We start from the raw sequence: 18,476 nt of genomic DNA on the forward strand, positions 1-18,476 counted from the left end.
CTCGAGTTCCGCTCGTTCCACGTCGGCAGCCTACCTACGACCCTGACATAAGTCTCACTTGCTTAACAGTTCAGTTTCTGAGATTGTCTGATTCGTGAACAACCCGAGCAACGACAGCACGAGCGGGACTGACTCGAACGCTCCGACCTCCTCCGCCTGGGATCGCCTTGCCACCGTCGTCAGCGGCCGCCGATCGTGGGCCATCGGCCTCGTGATCCTCATCCTGGCGATCGCGTTCATGACCGTCGTCGGCGAGAACGGTTCCGGCGACGACTCCCCGGTGTCGCTGCCCGACTCGGCACAGTCGGCACAGATCGACGACGTCCTCGCCGCGTTCCCCGACGCCGACGTCACCCCGGCCATCCTCGTGGTCGACCGACCGGACGGTGCCGCGCTCACCGACACCGACCGCTCGGCGATCGACGAGGCGCGGACGCGGATGCTCGCCGTCGATCGCGCCCTTCCCGCGAGCGAGGACCCCACCGAGGGCCCGACCGTCGTCGTCGCGCCGGACAACAAGGCCGCCCTCGCCACCGTCGGCGTCTCCTCGTCACTGAGCGGGTTCGGCCTGCGCGACACCGTCGACGAGTTGCGCGACGCCGCCGACGCCGGACTGCCCTCGGACCTGCAGACCCACGTCACCGGCGGCCCCGCGTTCGCGGCGGACATCGCCAACTCGTTCTCCGGCGCCAACGTCACACTGCTCGCGGTCACGGCCCTCGTCGTCGCACTGCTGCTGATCGCGACCTACCGCTCCCCCATCCTGTGGCTGGTCCCACTGATCGTGGTCGGTCTCGCCGACCGCATCGCCAGCTCCGCGGGAACCGCACTCGCCAGCGCCACCGGCCTGAGTTTCGACGGTTCGACGTCGGGGATCACCAGTGTCCTGGTCTTCGGCGCGGGTACCAACTACGCGCTGCTGCTGATCTCGCGATATCGAGAAGAGTTGCGGCGCTTCCCCGATCACCGCGACGCGTTGCGCGCAGCGGTCCGACGGGCGGGTCCGGCCATCGTCGCCAGCAACCTCACTGTGGTCCTCGCCCTGCTCATCCTGCTACTCGCCGCGCTGCCGAGCACCCGCAGCCTCGGCGCCTTCGCCGCGGTCGGACTGCTCATCGCGGCGGTGTTCGTCCTGTTCGTGCTGCCGCCTGCGCTGGGCTTATTCGGTCGAAAGTTGTTCTGGCCGTTCATCCCGCGCGCCGGCACCGACTCCGATCACGACACCGTCGAGCGCGGCGTGTGGCATCGGGTCGCGTCCGGCGTGGTCGGCCACCCCGTCCGGGCGGCGATCGCGGCGTTCGCACTGCTGATCGTCTGCGCCGCCGGCCTGTTCGGTACCTCGATCGGGTTGTCGCAGACCGAGCAGTTCCGGGTCAGCGCGGATTCGGTCGTCGGCTTCGACGTGCTCGACCAGCACTTCCCCGCCGGTCAGTCCGACCCGACGACCGTGACCGCGTCCACCGCGGTGGCCGGTCAGGTCGACGCGGCGATCACCGGAGCCCCGGGAGTCGAATCGGTCCGACAGACCGGCACCTCCGAGACCGGCCAGACCCGGTGGAGCGTCGTCCTGACCTCACCCCCGGCATCGAGCGGCGCGTTCGAGACGATCGAGTCCATCCGGTCCACCCTGTCCGGCATCGACTCGGCCGACGCGCTGGTCGGCGGCAGCGACGCCCAGGCTCTCGACACCCGCGACGCCGCGGGCGACGACCGACTGCTGCTGATCCCGTTGATCCTCGCCGTCGTCCTGGCCGTCCTGTTCGCGTTGCTGCGAGCCGTCCTCGCGCCCCTCGTCCTCATCGCCGTCACCGTGTCGAGCACCGTCGCCGCGTTGGGTCTGGGCAGCTGGGTCAGCGAGCACGTCTTCGGCTTCCCCGCCCTGGACAACAACGTCGTCCTGTTCGCGTTCCTGTTCCTGGTCGCACTCGGCGTCGACTACACGATCTTCCTGGTCACCCGCGCGCGTGAGGAGAGCGCCGGACACCGCATCGGGACGGCGATGATCCGTGCCGTCTCCGCGACCGGTGGTGTCATCACCAGCGCAGGCATCGTGCTGGCCGCGGTGTTCTGTGTGTTGGGAATCCTGCCGCTCATCACGCTGACCCAACTCGGGATCATCGTGGGTCTGGGAATCCTGTTGGACACGTTCGTGGTTCGAACGGTCGTGGTCCCGGCCCTGTTCACGCTGATCGGTGAGCGGATCTGGTGGCCGAGTCACCCTGCGGACTCGACGGCTCTACAGGACAACGGTACGACAGTTCGTTAACATCGCAGCCGATGGACGCACTGACTGTGATGATCCCCGCCCGCAACGCCGAGCGCACCGTCGAACAGGCGATCCGGTCGGTGGCCCGGTCACTCGACCGCGACGGGCGGGTCCTGGTCGTCGATGACGCCAGCGAGGACGACACGGCGGCCGTGGTGCACCGCGTCGCCCGGCGGGATCGACGGGTCGGCCTCCTCGACGTAGGCGGGAAGCGCCTCGGCGTGACCGGTGCCGCCAACGCCCTGCTCGACGCGGCCGAGACCCCGTTGGTGGCGCGGATGGACGCCGACGACGTGAGTCTCCCCTGGCGGTTCCGGTCCCAACTGTCGCTGATGCACCGACACGATCTCGACCTGGTGTTCTCGCCCGCGCTGTTCATCGGCCCCGGACGGTTCAGCGCCGCACCGCAGCCCCTGCTCGGCGCCGACCCACGCTCGCTCACCTACGAGCTGCTGCTGAACTGCGCGGTCATGCAACCGTCGCTCACCGGTCGGCGCAGCGCGATCCTCGACGCCGGCGGCTATCGAACCGTGCCGGCCGAGGACTGGGATCTCTGGATGCGACTGGCGCTCAACGGGACCCGGATGGGCCGTACGTCACTCCCGTCGGTGGCCTACCGCAGGCACGCCGCCCAGACGTCATCGCAGGAGTCGTACAAGCAGGCCGTGTCCGCGGACGCTCCGACCGCGCACGTCCACCGGGATCTGTGCCGGGCGACGCTCGGTCGTGAGTACCGCGCCTACGCCGCGCTGACCGGGCCCGGCGCACCCCCGGACGAGGTCGCCGACGCGGAACAGCTCATCGACGACGTGGCGGCGCACGCATCGGAATTCCCTCTGGCCGAGCGGATCTCGATCCGATCGACCGCACACGGCCTCCGACTCCGCCTGCGCGGGCGCTACCCGACGGCCTGACGCCGTGCCGACCCGCACACGCTCCCTCGGTGCGCTGGACCTGTCCACCCGTCTGTGGTGGCGGGTCACCGGGACGCGGGTCGACCTCACCGGCGGCTCCCGATGGTTGGCCGCGCCGCACAACGAGCGCGGCGAGGTCGGGGACGACTGGCTGCACGCCCTCGATCGACGCGGCCTCGTCCGCCCACGGTCCGCCGACCACGGCCTGATCGACCGTGTGGACCTGCTCGACGGACCCGAGTTCGAGTCCGCGGGCATCGACCCACTGGTGCGTGACTTCTACGAGCACACCGCGGCGTGGCGGATGGAGGTGTGGTCGCAGTGGAACCCGCTCTTCGCGCCGGGCGGAGCACTGGTGACACGGGTGTTCGGGCGTCGTATCCAGCAACTCGCACTGCCGATCTCGCCGATGTCGGTCAGCCGCGGGATGACCAGCGGGGTCCATGTCATCGACACCCCGGACGGTCGTCGCGACGGCGCCGCCTGGCTGCGCACACTCCGCTCGGACCGTTCCCCTGTCTACAGCGGCTTCTACCAGGTGGCTGCACCCGGCGACGCGGTCCAGCCGCACGTCAAGGTCACCTTCCCGCTCGAGGAGGGCAACGTCCAGGTGTTCCTCACCCCTCGTCTCGGCGACGACGGTTCGCTGTGGTTGCACTCCCGTTCACGCACCCACGGAGCGGACGGGGCCTACGTGACCGCGCGGGTGCGAAACCGGTGGTACGCGGCCATGCTCCCGCTCCACGAGACGTTTCACGTCTTCGTCGACGACGAGGGGGTGTTACGCACCGACCATCACCTCCGCGTGTTCGGACGCCTCGCGTTACGACTGCACTACCGGCTCGACCGGACGGGACACTGAGGGGCTCCCCATGCCGGGATCGCGCGCCAGATCGGCCGCCGCCGAGGTCAGCGCACCGATGTAGGCATTGCGCTCATCGCGGGTGACGGCCGACCGCAGCGGTCCCATCTGAAGTTCGTGGATCGCCTTCCCGTCGACCACGACCGGCGCCGCGAGGTAGCTGACCGGCAGCGAACCGTCGTCGTCGAGTTCGGCCGCGGTGTAGGCCCGGGCCGTGAGCGCCGACAACTGCGTCAGGACCTTGGTACGCAGTCGTGGTCTCAACAGATCGCCGCCGACGACGTCGAGCAGGTCGGCCAACACGTCGACCAGTCCCGCGTCCCCCGACGTCGGCCGGAACATCGCGTACCTACGGTGTTGCACCAGTCCGAGCAGGCGCTCGGCGGCATCACCGTCGTCGGCGCCGGCCACCCACCCGTCGCGTTCGGCACCCTCGCGCCAGGGCATGACCGCGGCGCCGGCGGGGTAGGCGAGCGGAACACGCTGTCCCACCGGCACACCGGGGATGTCCCGGTCACCGCCGTGGGCCTTCGCCACCACCCTGAGCGCACCGACATCGATGCGACTCAACGTCACCCCGCACCCGACCTGCCTCGCGAGCACCTCGAGGCGTTCGGCGACCGAGCCGCCCACGGGGAGGCGCCCACCGATACCGGCGAGTGCCGGTCCCACCGCATAACGACGGTCGGCGTCCCGGGTGACCCACGAGGCGTCGGCCAATTCGCGAACCACCGCTGTGGCCGTCGCCCGGGCGATGCCCAACGCAGCGGCGATCTCGCCCACCCCCATCGGGCGGTCGGCGGACGCCAGCATCCCCACCACCTCGATGACCCGACGCGTCGGCGGCGACGGAGATCGATCGACCACAGGGCGAGTCCTCTCACGGCAAGGAACATGCTTGTCAGTTCGAACGGCCGTCCCTACACTGAGCGGCGCGTCGAAATGATAGACCACGTAACGACGAATATTCGTCATCACTCTCAGGGAGCGCCGATGATCCAGGACCGATTCCGACTGGACGGGCAGGTGGCGGTGGTGACCGGCGCCGGTCGCGGACTCGGGGCCGCCATCGCGTACGCGTTCGCCGAGGCGGGCGCCGACGTCGTCATCGGATCGCGGACCGAGTCCCAGCTCGACGAGGTCGCCGAGCGGGTACGCGCACTGGGGCGCCGCGCCGTCGTGGTCGCGGCCGATCTCAGCGATCCAGAGGTCACCGCGGGTCTGGCCGGCACCGCGAAGAACGAACTCGGCCGGCTCGACATCGTCGTCAACAACGTGGGCGGCACCATGCCGAGCGCGTTGCTCGACACCAGCGTCAAGGCGCTCGAGGGGGCGTTCCGGTTCAACGTCTCGACCGCGCATGCCCTGACCTGTGCCGCGGTGCCGTTGATGCTGGAGAACGCCGACGGTGGATCGATCATCAACATCACCTCGGCGATGGGACGGCTACCCGGTCGGGCGTTCGCCGCCTACGGGACCGCGAAGGCCGCACTCGCCCACTACACCCGCCTGGCCGCCGAGGACCTGTCACCGCGGATCCGGGTCAACGCCATCGCACCCGGTGCGATCGCCACCTCGGCACTGGAGATGGTCACCTCTGACGAGGGCATGCGCACGGGACTGGAGCAGGCGACGCCACTGCGTCGCATCGGCCACACCGACGAGATCGCCGCGGCGGCACTGTATCTCGCGTCGGCGGCCGGGTCCTACACGACCGGGAAGATCCTCGAGATCGACGGCGGGATCGTCAAACCCAACATGGAGCTGCCGCTACCCGATCTGTGAGACGTGCTCGCCGCTGACCTTCTTGTCGCCGGCCAGACCGTGCCACCCCATGCCGAACACGAGATCGGTGGCGCTGTCGAGATCGATGTCGCCCTCGGTGATCCGATCGGCGACGGCCTCGCCGGCTCCGACGAGCGCCACCGCCATCAACTCGAAGTCGGTCTCGGTCGCGCCCTCGACCGTCGTACCCCGACGGAGCAGGTCGGCGATCATCTCGATGAGTCGGGCGCGGCTCGCGTCGACGATCGCGGTGAAGTTGGACTGTGCGGTGGCCACCCGGTAGAGCACCCGCCACGACGCCCGGTTGGTGTCGACGAAGTGCAGGAACTCGTAGATGACGGTGCGGGCCTGGTCGCGCTGCTTGAGGTTCGGGTCGAACCCGGTGGTCATGGCCTCGATGAACCGGCTGCCCTCACGGTTCACGCAGGCGGCGAACAGCTCGTCCTTGGATCCGTAGTAGAGGTACAGCATGGGCTTGCTGATGTTCGCCGCGGCGGCGATGGTGTCCATCGCGGTGTCGCGAAAGCCCTTCTCGGCGAACACCGATACGGCGGCATCGAGCATCTGCTGTTCGCGCACCGCGCGGGGGAGCCTCTTCGTGCCACCGGCCATGGTCCACCGCCTTCCGCCCGGTCCGAACCGAAGACCTCAACTTACCAGGCAGTAAGTTACGAACGTTCGACCGTGGCGACGTCGGCCCGACGATAACCCACCGCGTCGAGCGCCGCGGCGACGGTGACCTCGGCCAGGTGGGTGTCGACCGCGCCGAGAGCGGGCATCAGGGTACGGAGCAGGAGCGGCCCGGTCAGCAGGTCGCAGATCTCGTCCGGATCGGAACCGGCGGTGATGTCCCCGCGGCGGGCGGCCTGGTCGAGGGCCCGGCGGACGGCCGCTCGACGCGGCGTCATGATGTCCTCGAACAGACGCGAACGCAGGGTGTCGTTGCGCGAACTCTCCTCGATCAGGCCGGGCATGGCCCGGACGACCAGGGGATCGGTGAAGAAAGCGATCTGTTGCTTCTGCAGTGCGTCGAAGTCGGAGGGCAGATCACCCGAGTCCGTGCGGGGGTCGAAAACCACGCGCGAGCTCATGGCCGCGGATACGATCTGCGCCAGCGACGCGTACCGGCGATAGATCGCCGGACGCGTCGTGCCGGCGGCGCGAGCCACCGCATCGATGGTCGTCGCGCCGTAACCGATCTCGACGATCATTCTCGCTGCCTCATCGAGAATGGCGTCGTCAATCGATGAATCTCGTGGTCTCCCGGTGTTGACCATCATACATTACAAGCTGTAACGTAACGGTGCATGAGGACGACAGTAGCAGTGCGGAGGGACGAATGTCTCGGGGGGCACTGCTCGGTCAATCGGAAGGAAAGTTCCGTTGGGTGATGTCTTGATGTGGACGGTGGTGCTCATGACGATCGTGAGCTCACTGGCTGTTTCGACCGTCACCCTCCTTGTCATTTCGCGGCTTCGGGATATTGGGGAGTACTCCCGGGGCCGCGGAGCTCGCGGCGTCGCGTCCCACACAGGGACATCCGACGCGCACGGACCTGCGGGCACTACGCGATTCCGAACGAATTCTACGTGGGGTACTTCGTTCGGAGACGCATCTATCGTCCCACCAGTCCGGTGGTGACGCGGACAGCTCGTGTCCGGATGCGTTACCCGCGTAGTGCCCGCTGACGCCGTCTCGATCAGCTGCGTCAGCAGGCACCCGCACCGGTCGCTCGCAGGTTGCGCGCGACCGACCGGTCGACCTGGGCCTGCGGCAGCCGCTTCTCCCGCACCGCCGAGGTGAGAGCGGCGAGCACATCGGGGACCTTGTCGGTGCTCAGCCACAACGCGAGGTCGGCGCCGGCGGTCAACGCCCGCACGACCGCCTCCTCGATCCCGTACCGCGCGCTGATCGCGGCCATCCCACTGAGGTCATCGGTGAAGATCGGGCCGTCGAACGGTTTCCCGCCGTAACCGGCCCCGCTCCGCAACAGCCGCATCGCCGGGGCCGAGATGCTCGCGGGTAGTTCATCGCCGGTGAGTCCGGGCACGATCAGATGCCCCACCATCACCCCGGCCGTCGGCACCGCGCGGGTCGCCGGTCCCGGCAGCAGCGTGCGGTAGGGCACGAGGTCGTCGTTCTTCAGCTCCGACAGCGGCGGCGTGCGGACGGTGCCGGTGTGCGAATCGCCCGAGCCGTGACCGTGGCCGGGGAAGTGCTTGAACACCGGCATCACGCCGGCGTCGCGCAGTCCGTCGGCGAAGGCGCTCGCGTAGCGGGCCACGACCGCCGGGTCGTCGGAGAACGACCGGTCGCCGATCACCTCGTCGTCGGATTCGTCGCTCACGTCGGCGTCCGGCGCGAAGTCGACGTTGATCCCGAGACGCTTGAGTCCGGCACCGGTCTTCGCGGCGATGCGGCGCACCTGCGCAGGTGTGGAGGTCGACGCCAGTTCACGCGCCGACGGGCTGTCGATACCCAGTTCGGAGAGCCGCGAGACCCGGCCACCCTCCTGGTCGACCGTCACCATCAGCGGCCGTTTCGACTGCGCCGCGATCGCCTTCAGGCGACCGTTCGCCAGGATCGAGAAGTCGGTGAAGCTGCCGACGAAGATCCCGCCCACGTGATAGGTGTCGACGACGCGACGCGCGTCCTGCGTTCCGCTCACCCCGACCACCAGCATCGCGGCCAGCTTGTCGCGCAACGACATCGACGCCACGACGGGCGACGCGCATCCGGCGGCGACCGCCTTCGAGCTGCTCGGCGCCGACGACGTCGCCGAGGGAGCTGCCGCGGAGCTCGTCGAACCGGCACTGCTGGTCGAGGTCGCGACACCGTCGGCCCCGCTGCCACAACCCACCAGCACGGCGAGAAGACCCACCACACCGACGGCCACACCCTGACGGCGACGCGCCTCCGTTTTCCGCATGGCAAGCAGTCTGACACGGCATGATTCCCGCACGAATGCCCAGTCCACGGACTATTCTCGTCCCACACCGCAGGTGACGAAGGAGACCATCATGGCAGCCACGGACCAGCAGACCTCGGACCTGATCATGATCGCGTACGACGGTACCGAGAACGCGGATCGGGCAATCGATTACGCGGGTCGGTTCCTCGCCGGTCGGCGAGCTGTCGTGGTCACCGCCTGGGAGACCGGGTCGCATCAGACCGCGCGGTTGTCGTCGTTGTCGGGCGGGATGCAGACGATGGTGGGCGTCTCGGTCGACACCGAGGTCGACGAACTGCTCCGGATCGAGGCCTCCACCCTCAACGCGCGGGGTGTCGAGAGGGCTCGTGCCTGCGGGATGGAGGCCGACGGACGCCTGGCCGAGGTCGACTCCACGGTGTGGGGTGCGCTGGTCGACGCCGCGGACGAGCTGGCGGTGGACGTGCTGGTCACGGGCACCCGCGGCGCGTCCGGACTCAAGGCGCTGCTGCACAGCAGTGTCGCCGAGGCGGTCCTCAAGCACTGCCGGCGACCGGTGCTGGTCGTGCCCGCCCGGTGCACCGCGAACGCCACCGCCGCCACGCGCCCCTGAGCGGCACCGGAACCGGACGGGCCGGATGGTAGTTTCGACGCGAGCAGTACGACGTCGACCTCAGGAGCACCACACCCATGACCGACAACCGCCTCATCGCCGGAGCCATCGCCGGGATCATGGGCGTCATCGTCGCCATCGCGGTCGTGTTCCTCGGCGGGTACATCTCCTCCGACGACAACCCGTCGACCGACGTCAACAGCTTCAACGCGGACAATGGTTTCGTGAAGGGCTCGGTCGACTACGGCACGCGTGACAACGCCGGAGTGCAGAACTGACGTTCGTCCCCGCTCGGTGGATGATCAGCGTCTGACCCGGCGCGGGGTCGTTCTCGCGGCCGTGGCCGCCCTGGTCTTCGCGTTAGTCCAGTCCCCCGGCGCCATCGCCGCGGACACCAAACTCGATCTCACCGCCGACCCCGTCGGCTTCCTCGCCCGCGCGACGCATCTGTGGACGTCGCAGGCCACCCTCGGTCAGGTCCAGAACCAGGCCTACGGGTACTTCTTCCCGCACGGCGCGTTCTTCGTCCTCGGCGACGTCGTCGGTCTGTCGCCGTGGATCACCCAGCGGTTGTGGTGGGCCGTGCTGGTCTTCGTCGGCTTCCTCGGCATCGTCCGGCTCGCCGAGGCGCTGGGCATCGGTTCCCGCGGCTCCCGGATCGTCGCGGCCGCTGCGTTCGTGCTCAGTCCCCGCGTGTTGACCACCCTGGGATCGATCTCCTCGGAGACGACGGTGATGATGCTCGCGCCGTGGGTGCTGATCCCGGTCGTCATCGCCCTGGACCACCCACAACTGCGATCGTCGTTGCGTCAGTTGGCGTTCCGATCGGCCTGCGCGGTCGCGTTGATGGGTGCGGTCAACGCCGTCGCGACACTGGCCGCCTGCGGCATCGCCGTCGTGTGGTGGCTTGCGCACGCCCCGGTGTCCTTCGGCTCCGCGCACGCCGGGCCCGCCGCGCGGTGGGTCCGGTTCACCGGCTGGTGGGCGCTCGGGGTCGCGTTGGCGTGCGCCTGGTGGATCGTCCCGCTGCTGATCCTGTCGCGCGTGAGCCCGCCGTTCCTCGACTTCATCGAGTCGTCGCGGGTGACCACGGAGTGGACCTCGCTCACCGAGGTCCTGCGCGGTACCAGCTCGTGGACTCCGTTCGTCTCACCGGAACGGGTGGCGGGGTCGTTGCTGGTGAACCAGCCGGCGGCCGTGGTCGCGACCGGGGTGGTCGCGGCGGCCGGACTCGCGGGACTCGCCATGCGCCGCATGCCCGGACGAGGACGACTCGTCACCGCGCTCGTCGTCGGGTTGCTGCTGATGTGTCTGGGCTTCGCCGGGCAGCTCGGTTCGCCGGTGGCCGAACCGATCCGGGTGTTCCTCGACGGTGCGGGCGCGCCCCTGCGCAACGTCCACAAATTCGACCCGATGATCCGCGTCCCGCTCGTCCTGGGCATCGCGCATCTGATCGCCCGTATCCCGCTGCCGGGCACCGTCTCCTGGCCGCAGGCAGGTCGGGCAGCGGCCCATCCGGAACGGTCGCCGGCGCTCGCAGCCACCATGGCGCTGCTGGTCGCCGTGGTCGGCGCCGGGTCGCTGGTGTGGACCGGACGCATCGCCCCGCAGGGGACCTACGACGCGATCCCCGACTACTGGTCACAGACCGCCGACTGGCTGAAGGAGAACTCCGGTCCCGCCGAGCACCCCGAACGCAGCCTCGTCGTGCCGGGGGCGCCACTGGCCGACCAGAGTTGGGGACTGACCCGCGACGAGCCGCTGCAACCCCTGGCCGATGTGCCGTGGGCCGTGCGCGACGCGATCCCGCTGGTGCCGCCCGGCGCGATCCGGGCGCTGGACTCGGTGCAGCGCCTGATCAGTTCGGGTCGGGGGTCGGCGGGGATGGCGGCGACCCTGGCCCGACAGGGGGTCGGCTACGTCGTCCTGCGGGCCGACCTCGATCCCACCGCATCGCGGTCGGCGCGACCGATACTCGCCCAGCAGGCCCTGACCTCGTCGCCCGGGCTGGTGCGCGTCGCGCGGTTCGGCCCCGAGGTGGGTCCTCGGACGATCAAGGGCATCGTCGGCGACGACGGGTTGGCGCCGCGGCTGCCCGCGATCCAGATCTTCGCGGTCCGGTCGGCGTCCGCATCCCCGGACGGCACCGCCACCGGGGGCACCGGGCCGTCGCTGGTGGACCTCGATGCGATGCCGCGCATCGTCGGTGGTCCGGAATCGCTGGCGCGCCTGCAGGATCACGCCGCACGAACCGGGGCGACGCCGCTCGGACCGACCTTGCTCGACGCCGACGCGCGCCGCGCCGGCGTCGACGACTCGGGCGCGTCCGGGGCGATCGTGACCGATACGCCGACCGACCGGGAGACGGACTTCGGTCGCGTCGACGACCACAGCTCGGCCATCCGCGCCCCCGGGGACCGACGCTCCACCCAGAACGCCGTGCCCGACTACCCCGTACCGGGCGCCGGTCTGGTCCGCGGGCAGTGGCTGCTCGACGGCGCCCCGGATCAGGTGTCGGTGACCGCGTCCGGATCGGCATCGGACGCAACGCAGTTGGGGCAGACGTCGCCTGCCAACTCGACCGCGGCGGCGTTCGACGACGACCCGAACACGTCGTGGATCAGCCGGGGAATCGACTCCGCGGTGGGTCAGTGGCTGCAGGTGAACTTCACCCGCCCACGGTCCGACCTCGCCGTGACCGTCACCCCGGGCAAGGCCCTGGGCGCACCCGTCACGAGTCTGCTGGTCACCACCGAGGCGGGCAGTTCGGTCGCCCAGGGCATCACCCCGGGCGCGAAGACGACCATCGTCGCACCCAGCGGACCGACGCGCTGGATCCAGGTGCGCGCCATCGGCACCGACAACAACACCGCGGGTAGCCAGTTCGCCGTCGCGGAGATGTCGCTCACCGACACCCGGGCGGGCGCCGACCTGGCCATCCGCCACAGCGTCGTCCTGCCGCCGTTGGTCGCGGGACGGGCCGTCGCCGGGTGGGATCTGGGCACCGAGCTCGGCGGTCGGACGGCGTGCGCGGCCGACACCGACGTCACGCGGTGTTCGGCGGCGCTGGCGCTGGCGCCCGAGGAGCCCGGCGTGTTCACCCGGGTGCTGTCGGTGCCCGAGTCCGTCGACGTCGCCCCGCGGGTCTGGTTGCGCAGTGCTCCCGGCACCGCCCTGACCACCCTGCTGACGGCCGCGGGATCGGTGCGCGCCCAGGGCGCCTCGCTGGTCGTCGATCCCCGCGGGACAGCCTCGGCGGCGGTCGACGGCGACCCCCGGACGGCGTGGATCGCACCCGAGTCGACCACCACACCGGGCGCCGCGCCGCCGTCGCTACGGCTGACGCTGCCCGCACCCCAGCGTGTCTCCGCGATGACCATCACCCGACCCCGCGGGCTCTATCCGGCTGCGCCGGTGCGGGTCGCGGTCGATCTGGGTACCGGGCGCCAGGTCCGGACGCTGCCCGCGAGCGGTCGCATCACCCTCGACCCCGCGGTGACCGACCGGGTGTCGGTGACGGTGTTGGCGACGGCCGACCTCATCGACGTCAACAGCCTCGGCTTCGCGAAGCAGTCCCCGGTGGGCATCGCCGAGATCACCGTGGACGGTGCACCGCCCGCACCGTCGCCCGACCGTGTCGTGACGGTGGGCTGCGACGCGGGCGTCGGGCTGGCCGTCGCGGGCCGCGTGGTCCCGATGACGGTGACCACCACCGCACGCAGCCTTCTCGACGGCGACCCGGTCCCGGCGGTCCCCTGCGGCGCGGACTCGCTCGCCCTGCCCGCGGGTGAGCAGCAGGTGTCGATCACCCCCGGGGCGGCGTTCACGGTCGACTCGGCGACACTGACGCGCACAGGGCCCGGGTCGCCGGGTGAGAATCGAGCGCAGCAAGGCTCGGAGCGAGAGCAGGCCCTGGCACCACAGGAGTGGGGTGCCGATCACCGCACCGTCTCCGTTCCCGCCTCGGCTGAGTCCCGCGTCCTCGTGGTGCCGGAGTCACAGAACCCGGGTTGGCACGCCCGGGCCGGCGGGCAGGAACTGACGCCGATCGTCGTCGACGGTTGGCAGCAGGGGTGGATCGTGCCCGCGGGTGTCGCGGGGACGATCACGCTGGACTACCCGCTGGACCGCCCCTACCGGTGGTCGTTGCTGATCGGGCTGCTCGCGGTCGCGGCCCTGTTCGGCGCCACGCTGATCGGCCGACGGCGCCCGACCCGCGACGACCGCCTGCCGGTCGCGACGCCGATCCGCGCACCGCTTGCCGCTGCGGGTGCGCTCGTCGTCGCACTGACCCTGCTCACCGGATGGCCCGGCGCCCTGGCGGCGCTCGCGACCGCCGCGGCGGGTCAGTGGATCCGGCGGCGTCGTCCCCGCGCGCTCCCGCTCGTGGTCGCCGCGCTGTTCACGTTGGCCGCAGCCGGGTTGTCGCTCGGCCCGTGGCAGTCACCGTCGGGCTACACCGGTTTCAGCTGGTGGGTTCAGCTCCCCGCGTTGGCGGCGCTCACGCTCGTCGCCGCCGGGGCCCTGCCCGCCTCGCGATCGGTCGCGGTCTGGCGCCGCTCGCTGCGGCGACGTTCGGCGTCGCGCATCGCTCGACGTGCCGGCTCCTCGATCAGGCCGTAGCTGGCCGCCGACACCCCGATGGTGATGAGCAGCGTCAGGGACCAGACGGCCCACATCGATCCACCGAAGACCCCGAACCCGAACAGAGAGAACACCGCCGACAGCACGGCCAGGTGCCAGATGAAGATCGCGTAGGACCACCGTCCCAGAGCCTGCATCACCGCCGAGTCCAGGAATCGGAACCGACCGTCGGGGCGGAGCACGATCGGGGCCAGTAAGCCGAAGCCGACGATCGCACCGAGGACGATCTTGACCGCGAACTGGGCCGACGACACCTCGGCGAGCCCGGTGGGACCGGCCACCGGTGTGCACGCCGCCGCGTAGGCGGCGATGACCACCACCGTCGTCATCATCCGGTGCCCGGCGAGCCACCGTGCAATCCGACCCCGCGTCGGTGCGGCCGCCATCTCGGCCAGGACCATCCCCACCACGAACCACGGCAGGTGACCGGGCAGCCAGTTCTTCGGCGCCACCCCGGCGGCGAGCGGCAGGGCCTCGGCCACCCATCCCCACGTCAGACTGATCCCGGCGGCGGCCAGGAGCAGCGGGATCCGCAGCCGGGCGCGGTCTCCGCGCAGGCGCACGACCGAGAACGCGATCAGCGGCAGCAGTGCGTAGAAACTGACCTCCACCGACAGCGTCCACATCTGCGTCATCCCCAGCGTCAACGACAGCGGGACATAGATCTGGGCGATGAACAGGTTCGCCAGCCAGACGGTAGGGGTCGCGCCGCGTGCGTCTGGGAGCAGGACGAGGACGAACACCACGACCACCAGGTACGCGGGCCAGATCCGGACCACCCGATGCCGCAGGTAGCGACGGAACCCGGGCGCGGCCGGTCCGCCCCTGGCCGCGGCAGCATGTGGACGCCACAGCAGGAACCCGGACAGCGCGAAGAAGAGGGCCACGGCCAGGTCGAGGCGCCCCCAGACGGCCCCGAGCACCGAGCCGTCCACCGACCGGGTCTGGAAGGCGACGTGTGTGGTGAGCACGCCGATCGAGGCGAGCGCCCGCATGCCCTCGAGGGCCGGGATGAAGCCGGGACGGAGCGGCGCCCCGCGGGGGCGGTCGTCGGCGCCGACACTGGTGACCATGCGCCGAAACTACCCGGGGTCCGGTCACAGGCGACAAATCGCCGTCTAGCAGCGCCGGAGCGATCGGCCAGGCTGTTAGTCTCGCTCGCAAGGTGGAATGCGCTCGCTCACCACACCGACACGAGAAGTTCTAAAAGGAGTTTGCGCCATGGCGTCAGGCCGAATGTCGGTCCGGGAACTCGTGGGGCCTGTCCTCATCTTCGTGGGTGCACTGCTGGTGGTGGTCGCGATCGCCTCCCCGCTGTACCTCGTGGGCCAGCTCGAGAAGACCCCGATGGACACCGACTTCACCACGGTGGCGTCGTCGCAGCGACCCGATGGCGGCACCGGCAGCCAGGCGTTGCCCGCACAGATCCTCAACCGCTGCTCGCTGTCGGACACCAAGCCCGAGGTCTCCGACGCCAACCTCACCCGCCAGCAGCGCGTGGTCGTGGTGAAGCCGGCCAACTCCGAGAAGGTCACCTTCCAGGCCGGTACCTCGACGAGGATCAACCAGGTCAAGATCTCCGGCGAAACCGTTGCGCCCAGTTCGGATTCGACCAGCGGCGGCGGCTGCCTCGGCGCCCTCCTGCTCGCGACCAAGGACCGCGTCACCACCGACCGGAGCACCGCACTGCCCGCCCTCGGCGGGGGCGGCAGCTCCGAGGTCCAGCTCGACGCGTCGGACAAGACGGTCACCATCCCCGACCGCACCGGCCTGCAGTACCGGTTCCCGTTCGATGTCGACAAGTCCAAGAACTACAACTACTTCGACCTCACGACCCGTACCTCGAGCCCGCTGAAGTACGTCGACTCCTCGGAGATCAACGGCGTCAAGGTCTTCCACTACACACAGGACGTGCCCGAGGCGAACCTCGCGAGCCTCAAGGACGCCAACGGCCAGTCGCCGCAGGGCACCACGCTGAGCCAGGCGTCGTCCTGGTACGGCGGTTTCCCCGACATCGACCGGACCCAGAAGCTCCCGGCCGACCTGTACCACAAGGCAACTCGCGATCTGTACGTCGATCCGGTCAGCGGCACGATCATCAACGCGCGTGAACACGTCGAGGAGTACTTCAAGATCTCCGGCGTCAGCGACGACGCACCGGCCGCCCTGCGCGACTACAAACTGACCAACCTCGACGCCACCTTCGTCTACGACCAGAAGACGCAGGAGTCGTTGGCCGACGACGCCAAGGATCTCGCGTCGCCGATCCGGCTGTGGGGCCGCTGGCTGCCGATCGTCTTCGGCGTGCTCGGTGCCATCGCGTTGGTCGCCGGGGTCTTCCTGCTGCTGCGCGGACCGCGTCGCCGTGCCGCCACCGCGGGCGGTGACACCGATCCGTACTACCCGGTCGCCACCCACGACGACGACGGCCCGGACGATTCGGCGTTCCGTGACTCCGACTACCGCGACCCCGGATACCGCGACCCCGATCACGACGGGGCGTCCGACCGACCGACCACGGTGTTCCCGGACCTGCGCAAGAACGCCGGCGGCTCGGGCGGCACCGATGACGATGCGACACAGAACATCCCGCGTGTCACCGACGACCCGTCGCAGGCCGGCTGGTCCGACCCGGACGGTCCCGGGTCGGCCGAGACCCGCCGTGACGATCCCTGGCGGGGCCCGGACAACCGCTAGCGGTATCTCAGCGACGGAAATCGTCCGTCTGGAGGCTCGCTTCGGGCAATACGCCCGAGGTGACGCTCCAGGCGGACGATTTCAGTTGGGCTACACGGTCACGCCACCAACGGCGCGAGCGTCTTGCCCGCGAGCTCGACCACTCCAGGGATGTGTCCGTTCGGCACGAGGTTGATGGTCACACCGTCGACACCCACGTCGAGTACACGACGCTGGATCTGTTCGGCGACCTCGTCGGGTGAACCGACGAACATCCGGTCGGTGGCCGCGGCTCGCGCATCGTCGTCGAGGTTGTCATAGTCGACACCGGTCTTGATCAGGTACTCGCGCTGCATCTTCCGGGCGGTGTCGCCGTCCTCGTCGATCATCGTGAACGCCAGGAAGCTGGTCTCGATGCTGTCCCGGTCGCGGCCCGCTTCCTCGCACCGCTGGGCGAGCGCGTCGAGCTTGCGCGGCAGCTCGCTCGCGTTGCAGATGATGTTGAGGTGGTCGGCGTAGCGGGCCGCGAGACCGAAGGTCTTCTTCTCGCCGCCACCACCCAGCATGATCGGGAGGTCGTCGCGAACACGCGGCTCGTTGAGCGTCGAATGCGCCTGGTACCACTTCCCGTCGACCTCGGGGTGACGGCCGCGCAGCATCGGCTCGATGATCTGCAGCGCCTCGTCGAGGCGTTCGAAGCGGTCGGTGAAGGTGCCGAACTCGTAGCCCATCTGCTGATGCTCGAGCTCGTACCAGCCCGCGCCGATGGCCAGCACCGCGCGGCCCGCGCTCACCAGGTCCAGCGTGGTGACGGTCTTGGCCAACATCGCCGGGTTGCGGTAGGTGTTGCCGGTGACCAGCGTCGACAGCTGCACCGACTCGGTGGCCGCGGCGATCGCGGCCAGCAGCGTGTACGCCTCGAGCATCGGCTCCTCCGGCTTGCCGATACCGGGCAGTTGGTAGAAGTGGTCCATCACCAGGACGGTGTCGAAACCGTTCGCCTCGGCCTCCCGTGCCTGCGCGAGGACGGTCGGGACGATGTCGGCGGGCGTTCCCGGGTAGGTGAAGTTGGGGATCTGGTAGCCAAGGCGGATGCTCATGCATCCACGCTAAGTCCTGGAGTGCACTCCAGGGCAAGGGTTGGACAGGAGTTCGCCGGGAGGTGGCTCATCCTTTCGGATGGTGCCCAGGCCCGTCATTCGTACTTCTGACCGTTTCGTTCGTTTCGTCCGGCGAGAACACTTCGACGCATGGGTTTTCACAAGCCGACCGAGACCGTGCTGGGCGTCGAGGCGGGCGACCGCAACTGGGCCATCGGGTTCGGCGCGGCGATCGGCGTGGCCATCGGCGCCCTGCTCCCGCTGGTCTGGAACTCGATCGACGACGCCGACTGGGTCCCCGCGCACGACCTCGTGTCGGCGATCATGTCGGTGGACATCACCGCCATCGCGTTCCTGCGACCCGCCGCGCTCGCGGCGGTCGGCGCCGTCCTGATGTGGATCTGGGCGGTCACCCAACCACGCCTGACCATCAGCGACGACGAGATCATCTTCGAACACAAGGGATCCGAGCGGGTGATCCGACGCGAGCAGGTGTCGGGTGCCTACCTCGACGGATCGGCGATCGTGATCGACTCCGCCGACGGCCGCCGTCTGTTCGACGAGGATGTCGAAGGCGCGAAGAAGCGTGCGGGCGAGGCCTTCCGACGCCACGGGTATCCGTGGGAGTCGCGGTAGATCCGCGGATCGTCAGCAGTCTTTCCCGCTGAGCGGGAAAGACTGCTGACC

The 18,476-nt window shown here is 69.6% G+C and carries 14 protein-coding genes and 1 pseudogene; 9 read left to right on the plus strand and 6 right to left on the minus strand.

The annotated features are described in order from the left end of the window. Positions 1 to 238: 238 nt before the first annotated feature. The 3 genes from IEV93_RS03565 to IEV93_RS03575 are packed head-to-tail and all read left to right on the plus strand — an operon-like array spanning position 239 to position 4,042. Entirely contained in the window at positions 239 to 2,266 is a 2,028-nt protein-coding gene (locus IEV93_RS03565; protein WP_188490342.1) for an MMPL family transporter, read from the plus strand. An 11-nt stretch (positions 2,267 to 2,277) separates the two neighbouring features. Then, positions 2,278 to 3,180, plus strand: a complete 903-nt coding sequence (locus tag IEV93_RS03570; protein WP_188486976.1) for a glycosyltransferase family 2 protein — start codon at positions 2,278 to 2,280, stop codon at positions 3,178 to 3,180. Positions 3,181 to 3,184: 4 nt separating this feature from the next. Beyond that, entirely contained in the window at positions 3,185 to 4,042 is an 858-nt protein-coding gene (locus IEV93_RS03575) for a hypothetical protein (protein WP_188486978.1), read from the plus strand. Here the strand turns inward: IEV93_RS03575 and IEV93_RS03580 are convergent. Further along, positions 4,004 to 4,909 carry a helix-turn-helix domain-containing protein gene (locus IEV93_RS03580; protein ID WP_229704862.1) on the minus strand — a complete coding sequence of 302 codons (906 nt, stop codon included), beginning with the start codon at positions 4,907 to 4,909 and terminating at the stop codon, positions 4,004 to 4,006. The genes IEV93_RS03575 and IEV93_RS03580 overlap by 39 nt on opposite strands. A gap of 126 nt (positions 4,910 to 5,035) precedes the next feature. Between IEV93_RS03580 and IEV93_RS03585 the strand changes: the two genes are divergently transcribed. Continuing rightward, complete coding sequence (locus IEV93_RS03585) at positions 5,036 to 5,827, plus strand: SDR family oxidoreductase (protein WP_188486982.1); 792 nt, start codon at positions 5,036 to 5,038, stop codon at positions 5,825 to 5,827. On the opposite strand, the gene IEV93_RS03590 is transcribed toward IEV93_RS03585, so the two are convergent. From IEV93_RS03590 to IEV93_RS03600, 3 genes are all read right to left on the minus strand, one after another. Beyond that, positions 5,813 to 6,439, minus strand: coding sequence for a TetR/AcrR family transcriptional regulator (locus IEV93_RS03590; RefSeq protein ID WP_188486984.1), 627 nt, complete (start codon positions 6,437 to 6,439; stop codon positions 5,813 to 5,815). The two genes, IEV93_RS03585 and IEV93_RS03590, sit on opposite strands and share 15 nt — an antisense overlap. Before the next feature lie 56 nt (positions 6,440 to 6,495). Beyond that, positions 6,496 to 7,107, minus strand: a complete 612-nt coding sequence (locus IEV93_RS03595) for a TetR/AcrR family transcriptional regulator (RefSeq protein ID WP_308690806.1) — start codon at positions 7,105 to 7,107, stop codon at positions 6,496 to 6,498. Between the two features lie 428 nt (positions 7,108 to 7,535). Further along, positions 7,536 to 8,756: a glycoside hydrolase family 3 N-terminal domain-containing protein gene (locus IEV93_RS03600; RefSeq protein WP_188486986.1), complete on the minus strand. Its 1,221-nt coding sequence runs from the start codon at positions 8,754 to 8,756 to the stop codon at positions 7,536 to 7,538. A gap of 91 nt (positions 8,757 to 8,847) precedes the next feature. Here IEV93_RS03600 and IEV93_RS03605 point away from each other — a divergent pair, with 91 nt between their 5' ends. The 3 genes from IEV93_RS03605 to IEV93_RS03615 all read left to right on the plus strand — a co-directional run bounded on the left by IEV93_RS03605 (position 8,848) and on the right by IEV93_RS03615 (position 13,992). Further along, positions 8,848 to 9,369 (plus strand): universal stress protein, encoded by a 522-nt coding sequence (locus tag IEV93_RS03605; protein ID WP_229704863.1) that lies wholly within the window; start codon positions 8,848 to 8,850, stop codon positions 9,367 to 9,369. Positions 9,370 to 9,446: 77 nt separating this feature from the next. Next, entirely contained in the window at positions 9,447 to 9,647 is a 201-nt protein-coding gene (locus tag IEV93_RS03610) for a DUF2613 domain-containing protein (protein ID WP_188486988.1), read from the plus strand. 16 nt (positions 9,648 to 9,663) lie between these two features. Continuing rightward, the gene (locus IEV93_RS03615; protein WP_229704864.1) at positions 9,664 to 13,992 is read left to right on the plus strand and encodes an alpha-(1->3)-arabinofuranosyltransferase; all 4,329 of its coding nucleotides are present in this window, start codon (positions 9,664 to 9,666) and stop codon (positions 13,990 to 13,992) included. A 14-nt stretch (positions 13,993 to 14,006) separates the two neighbouring features. On the opposite strand, the pseudogene IEV93_RS03620 reads toward IEV93_RS03615, so the two are convergent. Continuing rightward, a pseudogene (locus IEV93_RS03620) lies at positions 14,007 to 15,086 on the minus strand (acyltransferase family protein); the annotation flags it as partial. Between the two features lie 148 nt (positions 15,087 to 15,234). On the opposite strand from IEV93_RS03620, the gene pgfA reads away from it, so the two are divergent. Continuing rightward, positions 15,235 to 16,710, plus strand: a complete 1,476-nt coding sequence (gene pgfA / locus IEV93_RS03625; RefSeq protein ID WP_188486990.1) for a cell envelope lipid trafficking protein PgfA — start codon at positions 15,235 to 15,237, stop codon at positions 16,708 to 16,710. 98 nt (positions 16,711 to 16,808) lie between these two features. Here pgfA and IEV93_RS03630 read toward each other — a convergent pair whose 3' ends face one another. Continuing rightward, positions 16,809 to 17,789 carry a TIGR03560 family F420-dependent LLM class oxidoreductase gene (locus tag IEV93_RS03630; RefSeq protein ID WP_188486992.1) on the minus strand — a complete coding sequence of 327 codons (981 nt, stop codon included), beginning with the start codon at positions 17,787 to 17,789 and terminating at the stop codon, positions 16,809 to 16,811. Positions 17,790 to 17,939: 150 nt separating this feature from the next. On the opposite strand from IEV93_RS03630, the gene IEV93_RS03635 reads away from it, so the two are divergent. Next, positions 17,940 to 18,425, plus strand: a complete 486-nt coding sequence (locus tag IEV93_RS03635; protein ID WP_188486994.1) for a YqeB family protein — start codon at positions 17,940 to 17,942, stop codon at positions 18,423 to 18,425. The last annotated feature ends 51 nt before the right edge of the window (positions 18,426 to 18,476 follow it).

Source organism: Williamsia phyllosphaerae (assembly GCF_014635305.1).
Classification (GTDB): domain Bacteria; phylum Actinomycetota; class Actinomycetes; order Mycobacteriales; family Mycobacteriaceae; genus Williamsia_A; species Williamsia_A phyllosphaerae.